Source organism: Patulibacter sp. NPDC049589 (assembly GCF_040675535.1).
Lineage (GTDB): Bacteria > Actinomycetota > Thermoleophilia > Solirubrobacterales > Solirubrobacteraceae > Patulibacter.
In genome coordinates this window covers 1-14,059 of sequence record NZ_JBFAPC010000145.1, presented here as the reverse complement: position 1 = coordinate 14,059, position 14,059 = coordinate 1, and the positions used below count along the sequence as shown (strand labels likewise).

Genomic DNA, 14,059 nt, shown 5'->3' with positions numbered 1-14,059 from the left:
CGGGGTGGGCCCGGGGGCCCCCCGCGCGGCCGGGAGCCCCGGATCCGGACGCCGGTCGGGGCGCCGGGCGGGCCCCCGGAGCGGCCGGGACGGCGCCCGCGGTCCCGGCCCCGGCGTCCGCGACCGGCACCGCGTCGGCGCGCCGCGGGCTCATCGCCCGCCGCTCCACGAGGTGCCAGGAGGCGTACCCGGCCGCCAGCGTCGTCGCGAGCGAGACGCCGAGGAAGGCGAGCACGGGCGCGTCGCGCATCCCCGCGGCGATCAGGGCCTGCTGGAGCACGAACCCCCAGATGTACATGCCGTAGGACGGGTCGCCCAGCCGCGTGATCGCGGCGGCGCGGGGCAGCGCCCGCGTGCCCGCCCAGACGACGATCAGCGCGCCGCAGGGGACGATCAGCACCGACAGCGGCACGTCGAGGACCCCGGCGCCCAGCAGCACCACGCCCGCCCCGGCCGCCCATGGCCAGCGCACGGGACGGTCGAACGAGCGCAGGGTCGCACCGGCGAAGAAGCAGGCCAGCAGGGCGGTTCGCGAGGTCATGCCCTGGAGCCGGCCGTCGAGCACGAGGGTCGAGTGGAACCAGTTCCAGCCGCCGAGCGCCAGGACGACGGTCACCGCGAGCAGCGCCCAGGGCCGCCGGACGATCCCGAGCAGCCCGGCCACGAGGAGCAGCAGGTACGCGAGGACCTCGAGCCCGAGCGTCCACAGCACCCCGTTGACGTCGGGGGTCGGGTTCTCCGCGAAGACGCCCGGCAGGCGGTAGTCGTACGGGAAGATCGCGAGGTTGCGCGCGACGAACGACCAGGTCTCGCCGCTGGTCAGGTACCCCGGCGCCGTGCTGATCAGCGGGCCGACGACCAGGGCCACGACGAGCACCATCACCGCGAGCGCCGGCCAGATCCGCCGGGCGCGCTTCTCCAGGAACACCCGGACGTCGGGCCGGCGGATCCAGCTCCCGGCGATCAGGTAGCCGCTGGCGACGAAGAAGACCACGACCCCGAGGCGGCCCCAGGTGAAGCCGTAGTCGGAGAACCCGAGCGGCACGGGCTCGGCGCCCGTCGGCAGCAGCCAGGAGTGGCTGAGAACGACCAGGGACGCCGCGAGGATGCGCAGCAGGTCGAACCCGTGGGGGTGCGTGGCGGGCGGGGAGGTTCGGGCGCTCATGCGGGGACGATCCGTGGGTTGACGGGACCGCGGGTGTGGTCGGGCATGCTGCGGCCCACGGCCGGGGCCACCCGATACAAGCACGAACATCCCCATACCGCAACGTGGGTGTGGGTGTGACGTGAAGCACGCACCGCGCCCCGCACCGCACCCATTGTGGTGATGACCGGTTGGCTGGTGTAGTGCGACCCGCTCCCCGGGAGGGATATGCATGAAGCCACACCACGCCACACGACCGACCATCGCCGGAGACCGAGGAACGCTCGTCGAGCGCGGCGGCGCCCCCCGCGCGGATCTGCCGCGGGCCGACGGCCCGCCCGCGGACGCCGGCGGCGCGGCGCCGACCGCCGTCGGGACGGCGACCGGCGACGGCCCGACGACGGACGGCGTCCAGCCGATCGACGGGACGTCACGCCGCGGCGTCCCGCGCGGCCGTGCCGGCGCCTGGGCCGCCCTCGGGCGGGTCGGCATCCCGATGCCCGCGACGGGCGGCGTGCTCGCCATCCAGGAGCCGCACGCGGTCGACTGGGTCCACGACCGCGAGCGCCGCTTCCGCCGCGTGCTGGCGGCGTCGGACGTCGTCGTCTCGACCGCCGTCCTCGGGTCGACGCTGCAGTTCTCGCGCTCCGGGCACTTCACCGTCGCGCTCCTGGCGTTCGTCGCCCTCGTCGTCACGTACTCGAAGGTCGCGGGCCTCTACGACCGCGACGACCTGAAGATCCACAAGACGACCCTCGACGAGGTGCCGCGGATCTTCGGCCTGTCGACCGTGCTCGTCCTCGTGTTCGTCCTCTACGAGCGGCAGTTCTCCGCCTGGGAGAGCGCGGCGCCCGACCTCGTCTCCGCCTGGCTGGGCCTGACGGTCGGCCTGACCGGCGGGCGGTGGCTGTCCCGCCGCGTGCTGGAGCGCTGGTGCGGCGTCGAGCGCGCCTTCGTCGTCGGCGGCGAGGACCGCGCCGACGAGATCGTCCGCCGGACCGATGGTCGCGGCGGCGTCGAGGTCGTCGGGTCCCTGCCGATCCAGGCCGCGGCGGGGTCCGCGGACACGCTCAGCGACGTCGTCCGCCGGCGCCACGTCGACCGCGTCATCGTCGCGCCCGACGCCGGCACGTCGCAGGAGCTCGTCCACGAGACGATCCGGCGCGGCAAGCAGTCCGGGGCCCGCGTCAGCCTGCTGCCGACCACCGGCCTCATGGCCGGCCGCACCGGCGAGCCGGACGATCTGGGCGGCACCGTCCTCGTCGGCATCCGACGGTTTCGGCCGACCCGTTCGTCGCGGCTGCTGAAGCGCTGCTTCGACGTCGCGCTGACCCTGCCGGTCGTCGTGCTGCTCGTCCCCGCCCTGCTCCTCCTCGCCGCGCTCGTCCGGCTCGACTCGCCGGGGCCGGCGTTCTTCCGCCAGACGCGGGTCGGGCGCGGCGGCCGGTACTTCGCGCTGCTGAAGCTGCGGTCGATGGTCGTCGACGCCGACGAGCGCCGCGCGGAGCTGCTGGCCCGCAACCAGGCCGGCGACGGGATGTTCAAGCTCAAGGACGATCCGCGGATCACGCGCATCGGCGGGTTCCTGCGGAGCACGCACCTCGACGAGCTGCCGCAGCTGCTCAACGTCCTGCGCGGCGACATGAGCCTCGTCGGTCCGCGGCCCCTGATCCTCGAGGAGGACGAGCGGATCCGCGGGCTGGATCGCACCCGCCTGGACCTCACGCCGGGGATCACCGGCCCGTGGCAGGTGCTGGGCAGCGGCGACCGTCGCGTCCCGATGGAGGACATGCTCAAGCTCGACTACATGTACGTGACCGAGTGGTCGCTCTGGCGCGATCTGCTGATCCTCGCCCGGACCGCCAAGCTCATGCTCGCGCGCCACGGGGTCTGACGTGCGGATCACGTTCGTCCTGCCGAAGTTCTCGCGCAACCCGATCGGTGGCGTCCGGATCGCCTACGAGTACGCCAACCGCCTGCAGGCGCGGGGGCACGAGGTCACGGTCGTCCACCCCGTCCCCGGGCTCGAGTTCGGCGGCCTGCGCCGCTGGCTGCACCACCGTCCGTGGCGGATCCGCGCGCACGCGTTGCGCGCCGGGGGCCGCCCGGGGTGGTTCCCCCTGCACCCGGACGTCCGGACGACGGCCGTCCCCGGCCGCACCCCGCGGGAGCTGCCGTCCGGCGACGTGGTCGTCGCCACGGCCTGGCAGACCGCCGAGTACCTGGCGTCCGCCCCGCCGTCCGCGGGCGCCCACGCGTACCTGATCCAGCACCTCGAGACGTGGTCGGGGCCGCGGGGGCGCGTCGAGGCGACGTGGCGCCTGCCGATGCACAAGATCGTGATCGCCCGCTGGCTGCAGGAGCAGGCGGGGCGCCTCGACGGGCGCGGTCCCGTCTCGTACGTGCCCAACGGCATGGACTTCGATGCGTTCCCGCTGGAGCGCCCGATCGACGACCGCGACCCGCTGCACGTCGGCCTGATGCTGCACCCGGTCGCGTGGAAGGGCACCGGCGTCGGCCTCGCCGCACTGGCCGCGGCGCGCGAGCAGGAGCCGCGCCTGCGGGTCAGCGCCTTCGGCACCTACGGCGCGGACGCCGGGCTGCCCGACTGGGTCGACTTCCGCGGCCGCCTGGCCGGCCCGGACCTGGCGGCGTTCTACAACGAGCTGGCCACGTTCGTGCACCCGAGCGATCAGGAGGGCTGGCCCCTCACGCCCGCCGAGGCGATGTCGTGCGGTGCCGCGCTGGCCGCCACCGACAACCCGGGCGTCCTGGACTACGCCCGTCCGGACGAGACGGCCCTCGTCTCCGCGCGGGGTGACGTCGACGCCCTCGCCGCCTCGGTCCTGCGGCTCGCCCGCGAGGGCGATCTGCGCCGCCGCCTGGCGAGCTCGGCCGCCACCGCGATCCGCACGTACACCTGGGAGCGCGCCGTCGACGGCTTCGAGGGCGCGCTCGTCGCGGCGACATGAGGCCCGTGGACGTGCCGGCCGAGCGGGACGCGGTCGCGGCCGGGGACGTGGTCGCGGCAGGGGAGGTCTTCGCGGCCGGGGACCTGGTCGCGGCAGGGGACCTGGTCGCGGCAGGGGAGGTCTTCGCGGCCGGGGCCCCGGTCGCGGCGGGGAACGTCGTCGCGACAGGGGACGTGGTCGCGGAAGCCTCGACGTGCGCGCGGGGGCCCGCGGCGGCGTCGCCCGCAGGCGGGGCGGGGCGCATGAGGCGCCGCCGACCCCGCTGGCCGCGGGACCGGGCGCGCGGTCCGGGCCGGGACCCCGCTGCCACGACCGCCCCGTCCGCCGGCCGGCGACCCATCCGTCGACCGGCGAAGCCCCCGGACGTTCGTCCAACGTGGCCGGTCGCCCACGCGGATCGGACGCGCCCGGCCGATGCTCGTCGTATGCCCTCCGGCTCCCCCCGGCGCGTGAGGACTGGTCTCGCGACGCTCGCGCTCGCCCTCCCCCTCCTCTGCGCCGCCTCCGCACCCGCGGCCACCATCAACGTCGCCCCGGACGGCGACGACGCCGCGTCGGGATCGCCCGACGCCCCGTTGCGAACGATCCCGGCCGCCCTGGCGCGCGCGTCCGGCGGCGACGTCGTGCTGCTCGGCCCCGGCGTCTACCCGCAGCTCCGGGACGCCCGGGCCCGTACCGCCGACGTGACGATCCGCGGGGCCGGCCCCGACCGGACCAGCGCGGTGCTCCAGGGGGCGCAGCTCTACGGCACCCGGCACCTGACGCTCGAGCACCTGGCGGTCCGCGCCCAGATCGACGTCGGCGCGCACCCGACCCGGGGCGCCGCCCAGGGCGCCGAGGACGTCACGCTGCGGGACCTCGACGTCTCCTCCACCGCGGCGGTCTCGTGCATCAAGGTCCGCACGAACGCGGCGCGCATCCTCATCCGCGACAACGACATCCACGATTGCTGGGCCGGGATCGGCGGCACGGGCAACGCGGTCGTCTCGCACGACATCCGGATCCTCGGCAACCGGATCCACCGGATGACCGCCGACGGCATGTCGTTCGGCAACTGGCACGACGTGCGGATCGCCGGCAACGTCATCACCGACATCTCCGATCCCGTCCCGGGCCCGGCCAACATCCACAACGACAACGTCCAGGTCGTGGGCGAGGTCGACGGGCTCACGATCGAGGACAACGTCCTCCTGCGCTCCGACGACCAGATCATGATCCTGCAGGACGTCACCGGACCGGTCGACGACGTCCTGATCCGCAACAACGTGATCGCGGGCGCCGGTGCGGTGGCGGTGCAGACGGCGGGCCTGACGAACCTGCAGGTCGTCCACAACACGATCGCCCGCAGCCGCTGGAGCGGCCTGTGGATCCGCGGTGGGATCGCCACGGATCCGGGCGGCGCCGTCCGGTCGACGCCGACCGACGCCGTCGTGGTCAACAACGTGCTCTCCGGCCTCGCCTTCAAGGAGGGAGCGGCCGCGGCCGTGGACCGCGGCAACGTCGTCTCGGACTGCGCGACCGCCCCGGCCGGACCGGGCGACCGCTGCGTGACGGACCCGGGCTTCGAGGATCCCACCGACTACGACCTCGCCCTCACCCCCGCGTCGCCGGCCCGTGCCTTCGCCGACCCGGCCTGGGCGACGACCCCCGACTGCGCAGGCACCCCCCGCGGGTCCGCCGCCGCGGCGGGCGCCCTGGAGGCATCCATGGCGGGCTGCCCGGCCGCCGCCGATCGGGCCACCACCCCGTCCGGAGGAGACGGCGCACCGGCCACCAGCGCACCAGACGAGCCCGACCCGCCGTCCGCGGACGGGGACGCCGCGGGCGACGGCGACGGCGCGACGGCCGACGACGGCGACGCACAGGCCGGCCCGCCCCCGGAAGGCGCGACCGCACCAAGCGGCACGACCGCCCCGGCCGGAATCGCCCCGGACGGCGGAGGAGCACCGACCGCCCCCGCACCGGCGTGGCCGGCGCCGGTCGCTCCTCCGGCCCCGATCCACACCGCCGCCGGCGTGCCCGCCGCCGGCCAGGCGAACGTGCCCACCCCGCCCTCCACGACCACGTCCGCCCCGGCGCGCAAGACCACGAGCGCGTCCGCTGCGGCGAAGGCGAAAGCGAAGGCCAGAGCGAGGGCGAAAGCGAAAGCGAAGGCGAAAGCGAAGGCGAAAGCGAAGGCGAAAGCGAAGGCGAAGGCGAAAGCCAGAGCGAAGGCGAAAGCGAAAGCGAAGGCCAGAGCGAAAGCGAAAGCGATAGCCAGAGCGGGGGCGAAAGCAGGAGCCCGCGCCAAAGTCCGCGCCCGCACGAAGCCCCGCGCCGAGGGGTGAACGCGGGCAAGGCTCGCCCGCCGACGCGACGCCTGGCGCCGACCCGCGATCCCCGGCCCGCCCCGATCGCCCGCGGTCCCCGGCGCGGCACGCCCACCAGGAAACCTTCCTACGAGGTACCAAGTCTGGCGACCGCGGACCCGGCGCGGCGCCCGCCAGCCCCGCGCGGCACGCCCACCAGGAAACCTTCCTGCCAGGTACCAACGCTGGTTTCGGTCCGACCCAGACCCGCCCCGGGATCGCCCAGCGCCGCCCCGACCCGGGACGGCCCGATCGCCCGGGCCCGGATCCTCCCCGGCCAACCGGTCAGTGGTGCAGGTGAAGCCGCTGCACCAGCGACGTCGGGGCCGTGCCTGGAAGCGCGCGTGCCGCGCGGCGCGCGGCACGATCCTCGCGCAGCACCATCGCCAGGTCGGCGAACACGACGGCGAAGTTGAAGCCCAGCCAGAGAGCCAGGGCGAGCACGACGAGCATCATGGTCGGGCTATCGGTTCGTGGTGGGCCACGGCCAGTGATCCGTGACCGGAACGGACGTTTCGCCGATGCCGCCGGGGATGAGCCCACGGTCGCTCCGCCCCGGGACGCTGCGGAGGATCCGCACCGGCTCGGCGCCGCCGCCGAGTGCGTCCTCGGTCGGCGCCGGGACGCTCCCGCGGGGCCGCACCACCACGAGGCCGGCGACGATGAGGAAGTCGACCGCGCCCCAGATGGCCAGCACCGCGATCATCGTCGTCATGGCGCGGTGATCGGCATGCGCTGCCGATGCAGGGAGCAGTCTGGACGGATCGACGATCGCGCACACGGCCCGCGTGCCTGATCGTCCCCCCGGCCGTCTCGCCCCCGCCTCCTGCCCCACCCCGCATCCGGTGGCCGATTGCGCTCGCCGCCGCGGTGCCGCAGACTCAAGGGGATCTCCTCCCCCACCCGTCACGTCCCGCCCGCAGACCCGACGACCGCCTCGGCGCCGACGCCGCCGGCGAGCGGAACGCCGGAGCGTCCCGTCCGGGTCCTCGCCCCCGGCTTCTACACCTGGAAGAACAAGGGCGACGTCGCCCTGATCCAGGCGTTCGAGCAGTGGCTCGCGGAGGCCTACGGCGCGGCCGACGTGACGTTCACCTCGTTCCAGCCCGAGGACGACGAGGAGCGGCTCGGGCTGCCGATGATCGACATGGCCACCCGGCCGAGGCGCCCGTTGCACCGGTGGACGGCGCGGATCGCGGACCGGCTCGGGCCAGCCCGGCTGCTGCTCGTCGGCGGCCGACTGGCGGGCTTCGCCGGCGTCGCCGTGCTGCTGCGAGCGTGGGCGCGACTGCACCGTCGCTCGCCCCGGCTCGCCGCGCGGCTGGCGCCGCATCACCTGCAGGTGCTCGCGACGCTGATCGACCGTGCGGACGTCGTCGTCGCCGTCCCGGGCGGGTACCTGAACGCCCCGAAGGTCACCGACGACTGGTGGCTCTTCCACCTCGCCACCCTGCTCCTGGCCCGGGAGCTCGGCAAGCCCCCCGTGCTCGGCCCGTGCTCGCTCGGGCCCTACGCGGGCGTCCACGCGTCGATCGCCCGCCAGGTCCTGTCGCGCTGCGACGCGATCCTGCTGCGCGAGGCCCGCAGCGCGGAGATCCTGCGCCAGATCGGGGTCCCCGCCCGCCTCGTCCACGAGACGCCGGACATGGCGTTCCGCTTCGACGCCGAGCCCCTGTCGGCGGACGGCGACGAGGCCCTCGCCCGTGTCCGCGCGCTCGCCGCCGACGGACCGCTGATCGGCGTCTCCGTGCGCCCCCACCACTACCCGGGCCACCGCGACGGCCCGGCGATGCAGCGCCGCTACCTCGAGGCGCTGGCCGCGGCGGTCGGCGGCGTGGCCGAGCGCGACGGTGCCCGGATCGTCGTCGTGCCCCAGACGGGCTCGGACCTGCTGATCGGCCGGGAGCTCGGCCGGCTCCTCGGCCCCGGGGCGCTCGTCCTCGAGGACGACCTGAGCCCGAGCGACCTGCAGGCGATCTACGCCGAGCTCCGGCTGCTGGTCGGCACCCGCATGCACGCCAACATCCTCGCCCTCGGGGTCGGCGTCCCGGTCGTCGGGATCGCCTACGAGCCGAAGACCGCGGGGATCCTCGAGCAGCTCGGGCTCGGGGACTGGGCGATCCCGATCGACGCGGTCGACGCGGGCCGGCTCGAGCGGCTGGTCCGCGAGCGCTGGGACGACGCCGCCGCCGGGGCCGTGCGGGCGGCGTCGGCCGCGGCGGACGCGCGGGCCCGCCTCCGCGACGCCGCGGAGCTGATGCGGCGGTAGCGCGGGGCCCCGCCCGCGCGCATCAGCCCTTGGGCGTGCAGACCACCGACGTCACGAACCGCTGGGCCGCCCCCGAGGTGTTCTGCCCGGACGCCACCCACGCGTCGGTGCTCGCGCCGCCGTCGCCGGTCGGGCCGGCGCCGATCGCCGCGCCGCCCGCGTCGCGCTGGGCGACGCCGCCGAGGGCGCTCTGGACGGTGCCCACCGCGGAGCTCGCCACGAATCCCGCGCCGCCTCCGGTCGCCCGCTCGGCGCTCGTGCAGGCGGCCCAGCCGGTGACGAACGTGCCGGCCGGCACGGTGACCTCGCGGGTGCGGGTGATCGTGCCCGACAGCCCGCCCGTCGTCCCCTTGGCGCCGGTGGCGCCGGCCGCTCCCGTCTTCCCGGTCGCCCCGGTCTTCCCGGTGGCGCCCGCCTTCCCGGTCTTCCCCGTGGCCCCGGTCTTGCCGGTCGCGCCCCGCGGACCGGTGGCGCCGCGCGCGCCGCCGCTCGGCAGCTGGCCGCGCTTGAAGTCCTTCGCGAGCAGCGAGCGGTTCTTGACCTTCGCCGACGTCACGGCCGACGACCGCAGCTGCTTGGTGCCGACCGAGCGGGCGGGGAGCTTGACCGCCGCGTAGCTCGTGCCGCCGAGGGCGACGAACAGCGCCAGAGCGCTCATCACCGTCGCGGGCGTCAGGTGGCGGCGGATTCCGGTCCGCCCCGTGGTGCGTGGGTCGCTCGTAGCCATCCGGCCACGATGACAGCCCGGATGCCGCCGCGCACCCGTTCCGCGGGGCCGTTCGTTCACCCCGCCGACCCGGTGCCCGGGAGTCCCGCCCTACGGCGCCGAGGTCCCCTGGCGGCCGTACTGGTCCTCGAGCCGGACGACGTCGTCGAGCTCCGGCGTCGAGACCTCGAAGAACGCCGCGTCCTCGATCGCCTCGACGGTGTGGACGGTGCCGGGCGTGTTGCGCCAGGTCGCGCCGGCCTCGATGATCGTCTCGGTGAGCCGGTCGCGGTCGGTGCCCTGCCACAGCCGCATGCGGCCCGAGATCAGGTGCGACGTCTCGTCCTTGCGGTCGTGGTACTGCAGCGAGAGCCGATGGCCGGCGGTGACGTGGATGATCTTGCCCGCGTAGCGCTCGGTGTGGGCGAACCAGATCTCGTGGCCCCAGGGCTTCTCGATCCGCTTCGGTAGATCCGGGGCCAGGCCCAGGTTGGTGTCGTCGGCGGTCCCCAAGGTGCTCATGGTCCTCTTCACGGCGTTGGACGCTCGTTCGCGATGCGATCCCGAAGGATCCCGGACGGATGTCCAGTCCGCAAGCGATGGGCGCCCCCGCCCTGCGGTCCGGCCGCCCCGCAGGGCGACCGGATGCGCCGGAGCGGCCTACCGGAACTGCGTCGAGTAGGTGGACTTGACCTTCTTGCGCGCCTTGCCCGGCGGAGTCCACGTGACGATCACGCGGACCTTCACCGAGGCGCGATTGCGCGTCTTCTTCAGCCCGAGGTAGTGGCGCCCGTACTTCGTGAGCCGCAGCGTGACCTTCAGGGTCCCGTCCTTCTTGATCGTCTTCACGCCGCTGGCGATCGTGTGACCGTCCTTCACCCACCGGCGGATCGTGATGCCGTAGCGGCCGGCGGGCAGGCCCTTGGTCGTGATCGTGACCGGCTTGCGGTCCCGGAGCCTGCGGCCCTGGGCGGCGGTGAACAGGATCTTCTTCGTGGACCGCTGGACCAGCGGGATCGGGTTGATCGCCTTCGGCAGGTTGGCGGGCGGCGGCGGGGCCGGCGCCGGCTGGGTCGGCAGCGGCGTCGTCGCCGGCAGCGCCGGGTCCGTCGCCGGCGGGGTGCCACCGGTGGCGCCGTCGACGAGGTCGCCGAGGCCCTCGGGCGTCAGGTCCTGCGAGTAGGTGTGCTTGATGCTCGTCGTCCCGCCGGCGGGGATGTCCCGCACGAACCGCACGACGAACGCGCCGGGCGAGAGGAAGCGGCCGTCGGTGGGCGGCGCGTCGAACGTGTACGCGCCCTCGGCCCGCCGCAGCTCTCCGTCGTCGGCGCGCGCGGCGGCGCCCGCGCCCTTGCGCGTGTAGATCTCGGAGTAGTCCTGGCGGGGCCCGTGCACGAAGATCGTGTTGGGACCGGGGGCCCCCGCGCCGAAGGTGTAGCCGGCCTCCGGGGTCACGTACCCGTCGCCCGTCGCCCACGGGATCCGGAAGCTCGCCGGCTCCTTCGTGACGCTGCTGTCATCGCCGTAGACGTCCTGGTAGACGCTCTCGCCGTAGCGGGCCTCGATGCGATGGGCGGTGCCGTCGTCGGAGCGGAAGACGTCGGAGACCGTGATCTGCCGGCCCTCGTGGTCCTGCCGGTAGGTGCGCTCGACGCTGAGGCCGGCGTCGGCGAGGCCGGTCGGGTCGCCGCTCTCGGCGTCGGTCGTGACCAGGGCGATCGGCGCGGTCTCGACGATCGTCAGGTCGCCGTTGGCGAGGTTCGTCTGCTTCGACACGACCTTCGAGCGCTTGTCGCCCACCGCGACGGTCGGGATCGCCGGCTGCCCGTCGACGAGCAGGCCGGCGTCGGCGACGTCCTCGCTGGTCGGATCCGCGAAGAACCCGCCGAAGCCGCCGAGGACCGCGGACGGCCCGAAGAGCAGCCGCCAGTAGGTGTCCTCGATCAGGGCCGACGCGTAGATCCCGCCGCCGTACCCGAAGATCGTCCCGCCGCCGCCGTAGTAGCCGGTGGCGACGCTCGTGCTGAGGACCAGCCCGCGGCTCTGCCCGCGGACGGCCTCGTAGATCTGCGCGCCGTCCGTCTCCGGACTGCCCGGGAACGGCCCGTCGTCCTCGCCGGCCGTGAGCACCGCCACGCCGCCGCCGAGCACCCGCGGACCGGAGAACGCCGAGAGGTCGGTCGACTCGGGCAGGTCGTAGGCCTCTGCGAGATCGGCCGGCAACGCCCGCAGCCGGCACGTGTACGCCGGCGCGATGCCCGTCGCGACGAACGTCTCGCCGTGGACCTCGACCGTGCCGTACGAGACGGGGTCGAACGCGACGATGCCGTTGGCGGAGTACGTGCAGGCGATCACGACCTCGTCGCCGTCCTTCGCCCCGGGGGCCGTGCCGGTGACCGTGATCGGATCGGATCCGATGCCGCCGAGGAACGATCCGAGGCCGGACGAGTCGAAGACGGTCTCCGGCGCGGGCGACGTCACGTTGGTCGTGGTGACGGTCGCCGACGCGGCTGCCGGGATCACGAGCAGCGCGGCTGCGGCGACGCCGGCCGAGAGCGCGGCGGTGCGCGCGCGCCGGCCGGGCCCGGGGACGACCGGTGAGAGAGCTGCGACGGCGCGCGGGCGGGGGACGGACGGTGCGGCGATGCGGCGCACTGGGGTGCGGGACATGAGGGGCTTTCCTGCCGGGGACGAAGGCGGGAGCAATCTAGCTCCGCCGAATGGCCGTGACTAGGGCCACCGGGGTGAACTACCGGGGTGATTCGCCAGTTCTCGCAGTGCTCACCCCGACGCGCCGCGTCCGGCAGCCGCGCTCGCCGGCCCCCGCGGCCCGCCGGCTCGCCGGGTCCCCCGCACCCGGCGGGCACGCCGCGCGTGGTCCGCGTCAGGCGGCGGCCGGCGCCGCGCCCGACGGCGGCGCGCTCCCGCCCGTCCCCTTGCCGGACGCCTCTCCCGCGTGCTCGTCGGCGTCCGCCGCCGTCAGCGGCTTGGCGATGTTCTCGAGGCTCTGTCGCTCGGCGTTCACCGCGAAGAAGATGGCGACGACGCCGGCGACGATCATCAGCGCCGCGCCGATCGCGAACGCGAGGGCGACCTGGGACGTCTCGCCGCTCTCGACGAGGCGCGAGAAGACCTGCGGCCCGGTGATCCCGCCCACCGCGGTGCCGATCGCGTAGAAGAACGCGATCGCCATCGCGCGGGTCTCCATGGGGAAGACCTCCGACACCGTCAGGTAGGCGGAGCTCGCCCCGGTCGACGCGAAGAACAGGACGACGGCCCAGCAGGCGGTCATGCTCGTCGCGCTCAGGGCGTCGGCCTGGAAGAGCGCCGCGGTGACGAGCAGCAGGACGCCCGACGTGATGTAGGTGCCCGAGATCATGACCCGCCGGCCGACGGTGTCGAAGAGCCCGCCGAGCAGCAGCGGCCCGAGGAAGTTGCCGGCCGCGATCGCCGCGTAGTAGTAGCCGGTGTGGCCGCTCTTCACGTCGAAGAACTCGATCAGGATCGTGGCGTAGCCGAACGTGATCGCGTTGTAGAGGAACGCCTGGCCGACGAACAGCGAGAAGCCGAGGACCGTGCGCTTCGGGTAGAGCTTGATCAGCGCGCGGGCGATCTCGCCGAAGCCGATGTCGGTGCGCTGGCGGATCGTGATCGTCTCGTCGACCGGCTCGAGCCGCTCGCCGGTCGAGGCCTCGACCTGCCGCTCGATGTCGTCGACGATCGCGTTGGCCTCGTCCTCGCGTCCGTGGATGAACAGCCAGCGGGGGCTCTCGGGAACGTGCCGGCGGACGAGCAGCACGACGAGCCCGAGCACGACGCCGAGCGCGAACGACAGCCGCCACCCGACGTTGCCGGCGAACAGCGACTCGTTCAGCATCACGATCGACAGCAGCGACCCGCCGACGGCGCCGAGCCAGAAGCTGCCGTTGATGATCAGGTCGACGCGCCCACGCACCCGCGACGGGATCAGCTCGTCGATGGCGGAGTTGATCGCGGCGTACTCGCCGCCGATGCCGAACCCGGTGAGGAAGCGGCAGGCGAAGAACCACAGCGGGTCCATCGAGATCGCCGTCAGCGCGGTGCCCGCCAGGTAGACGAGCAGCGTGATGATGAAGAGGTTCTTGCGCCCGTACTTGTCGGTCAGCCGCCCGAAGAACAGCGCGCCGAGGCACGCGCCGGCGACGTAGAGCGACGCCGCCAGCCCGGTGATGTCGGCGGCGCTGATGTCGAGACCGCTGCCCTTCTCGGCGATCCGGCCGCCGACGTTGCCGACCAGGGTGACCTCGAGCCCGTCGAGGATCCAGACGGTCCCCAGGCCGATCACGACCATCCGGTGCCATCGCGACCACGGCAGGCGGTCCAGGCGCGCGGCGACGTCGGTCTCGATGGTGCCCGTCTGCACGTTCCCGCTCATGTCCTGCCCCTCCCGGCTCGCGCCGGCCGGTGCCGGCGATGGGCGGTCGCTACCCCCGGTGGTTGCACCACAAAAGCGCCTGGACGATCGGGACGACGTCGGGGCCACGGCCCGCCGCCCACCACCCACCGTCGACCACGTCGGCGGGGGGGGGGGGCGGGGGGGCGGGGGGGGGGGGGGGCCCCCCGCCCCCCCCCCCCAAGCCC

11 protein-coding genes are annotated in these 14,059 nt (G+C 74.5%); 4 read left to right on the top strand and 7 right to left on the bottom strand.

What is annotated here, in order from left to right:
- The coding region (locus AB0L40_RS21515; protein ID WP_364359450.1) for an acyltransferase at nt 1-1,165 on the bottom strand (1,165 nt) is incomplete at its 3' end.
- 211 nt (nt 1,166-1,376) lie between these two features.
- On the opposite strand from AB0L40_RS21515, the gene AB0L40_RS21510 reads away from it, so the two are divergent.
- The 3 genes from AB0L40_RS21510 to AB0L40_RS21500 all read left to right on the top strand — a co-directional run bounded on the left by AB0L40_RS21510 (nt 1,377) and on the right by AB0L40_RS21500 (nt 6,443).
- Nucleotides 1,377-3,038, top strand: a complete 1,662-nt coding sequence (locus tag AB0L40_RS21510) for an exopolysaccharide biosynthesis polyprenyl glycosylphosphotransferase (protein WP_364359447.1) — start codon at nt 1,377-1,379, stop codon at nt 3,036-3,038.
- 1 nt (nt 3,039) lies between these two features.
- Nucleotides 3,040-4,116 carry a glycosyltransferase family 4 protein gene (locus tag AB0L40_RS21505; RefSeq protein WP_364359444.1) on the top strand — a complete coding sequence of 359 codons (1,077 nt, stop codon included), beginning with the start codon at nt 3,040-3,042 and terminating at the stop codon, nt 4,114-4,116.
- 425 nt (nt 4,117-4,541) lie between these two features.
- Complete coding sequence (locus tag AB0L40_RS21500; RefSeq protein ID WP_364359441.1) at nt 4,542-6,443, top strand: hypothetical protein; 1,902 nt, start codon at nt 4,542-4,544, stop codon at nt 6,441-6,443.
- A 306-nt stretch (nt 6,444-6,749) separates the two neighbouring features.
- On the opposite strand, the gene AB0L40_RS21495 is transcribed toward AB0L40_RS21500, so the two are convergent.
- Both AB0L40_RS21495 and AB0L40_RS21490 read right to left on the bottom strand, forming a co-directional pair.
- Complete coding sequence (locus AB0L40_RS21495; protein ID WP_364359438.1) at nt 6,750-6,920, bottom strand: hypothetical protein; 171 nt, start codon at nt 6,918-6,920, stop codon at nt 6,750-6,752.
- 7 nt (nt 6,921-6,927) lie between these two features.
- Complete coding sequence (locus tag AB0L40_RS21490; protein ID WP_364359435.1) at nt 6,928-7,245, bottom strand: hypothetical protein; 318 nt, start codon at nt 7,243-7,245, stop codon at nt 6,928-6,930.
- A 72-nt stretch (nt 7,246-7,317) separates the two neighbouring features.
- Here AB0L40_RS21490 and AB0L40_RS21485 point away from each other — a divergent pair, with 72 nt between their 5' ends.
- On the top strand, nt 7,318-8,733 hold the full coding sequence (locus tag AB0L40_RS21485; protein WP_364359432.1) for a polysaccharide pyruvyl transferase family protein: 1,416 nt from the start codon (nt 7,318-7,320) through the stop codon (nt 8,731-8,733).
- A gap of 22 nt (nt 8,734-8,755) precedes the next feature.
- On the opposite strand, the gene AB0L40_RS21480 is transcribed toward AB0L40_RS21485, so the two are convergent.
- The 4 genes from AB0L40_RS21480 to AB0L40_RS21465 all read right to left on the bottom strand — a co-directional run bounded on the left by AB0L40_RS21480 (nt 8,756) and on the right by AB0L40_RS21465 (nt 13,853).
- Nucleotides 8,756-9,460 carry a hypothetical protein gene (locus AB0L40_RS21480; protein WP_364359429.1) on the bottom strand — a complete coding sequence of 235 codons (705 nt, stop codon included), beginning with the start codon at nt 9,458-9,460 and terminating at the stop codon, nt 8,756-8,758.
- 90 nt (nt 9,461-9,550) lie between these two features.
- A complete protein-coding gene (locus AB0L40_RS21475) occupies nt 9,551-9,973 on the bottom strand; it encodes a cupin (RefSeq protein WP_364359426.1) in 423 nt (140 codons plus the stop codon).
- Between the two features lie 126 nt (nt 9,974-10,099).
- On the bottom strand, nt 10,100-12,109 hold the full coding sequence (locus AB0L40_RS21470; RefSeq protein WP_364359423.1) for a hypothetical protein: 2,010 nt from the start codon (nt 12,107-12,109) through the stop codon (nt 10,100-10,102).
- Between the two features lie 214 nt (nt 12,110-12,323).
- Nucleotides 12,324-13,853, bottom strand: a complete 1,530-nt coding sequence (locus tag AB0L40_RS21465) for an MFS transporter (protein ID WP_364359420.1) — start codon at nt 13,851-13,853, stop codon at nt 12,324-12,326.
- Between the last annotated feature and the right edge of the window lie 206 nt (nt 13,854-14,059).

What these genes read in the sequence shown, in the direction of transcription:
- AB0L40_RS21500 (WP_364359441.1), top strand. Translation starts at nt 4,542, where the DNA reads ATGCCCTCCGGCTCCCCCCGGCGCGTGAGGACTGGTCTCGCGACGCTC.
- AB0L40_RS21510 (WP_364359447.1), top strand. Translation starts at nt 1,377, where the DNA reads ATGAAGCCACACCACGCCACACGACCGACCATCGCCGGAGACCGAGGA.
- AB0L40_RS21480 (WP_364359429.1), bottom strand. Translation starts at nt 9,460, where the DNA reads ATGGCTACGAGCGACCCACGCACCACGGGGCGGACCGGAATCCGCCGC.
- AB0L40_RS21470 (WP_364359423.1), bottom strand. Translation starts at nt 12,109, where the DNA reads ATGTCCCGCACCCCAGTGCGCCGCATCGCCGCACCGTCCGTCCCCCGC.
- AB0L40_RS21495 (WP_364359438.1), bottom strand. Translation starts at nt 6,920, where the DNA reads ATGATGCTCGTCGTGCTCGCCCTGGCTCTCTGGCTGGGCTTCAACTTC.
- AB0L40_RS21465 (WP_364359420.1), bottom strand. Translation starts at nt 13,853, where the DNA reads ATGAGCGGGAACGTGCAGACGGGCACCATCGAGACCGACGTCGCCGCG.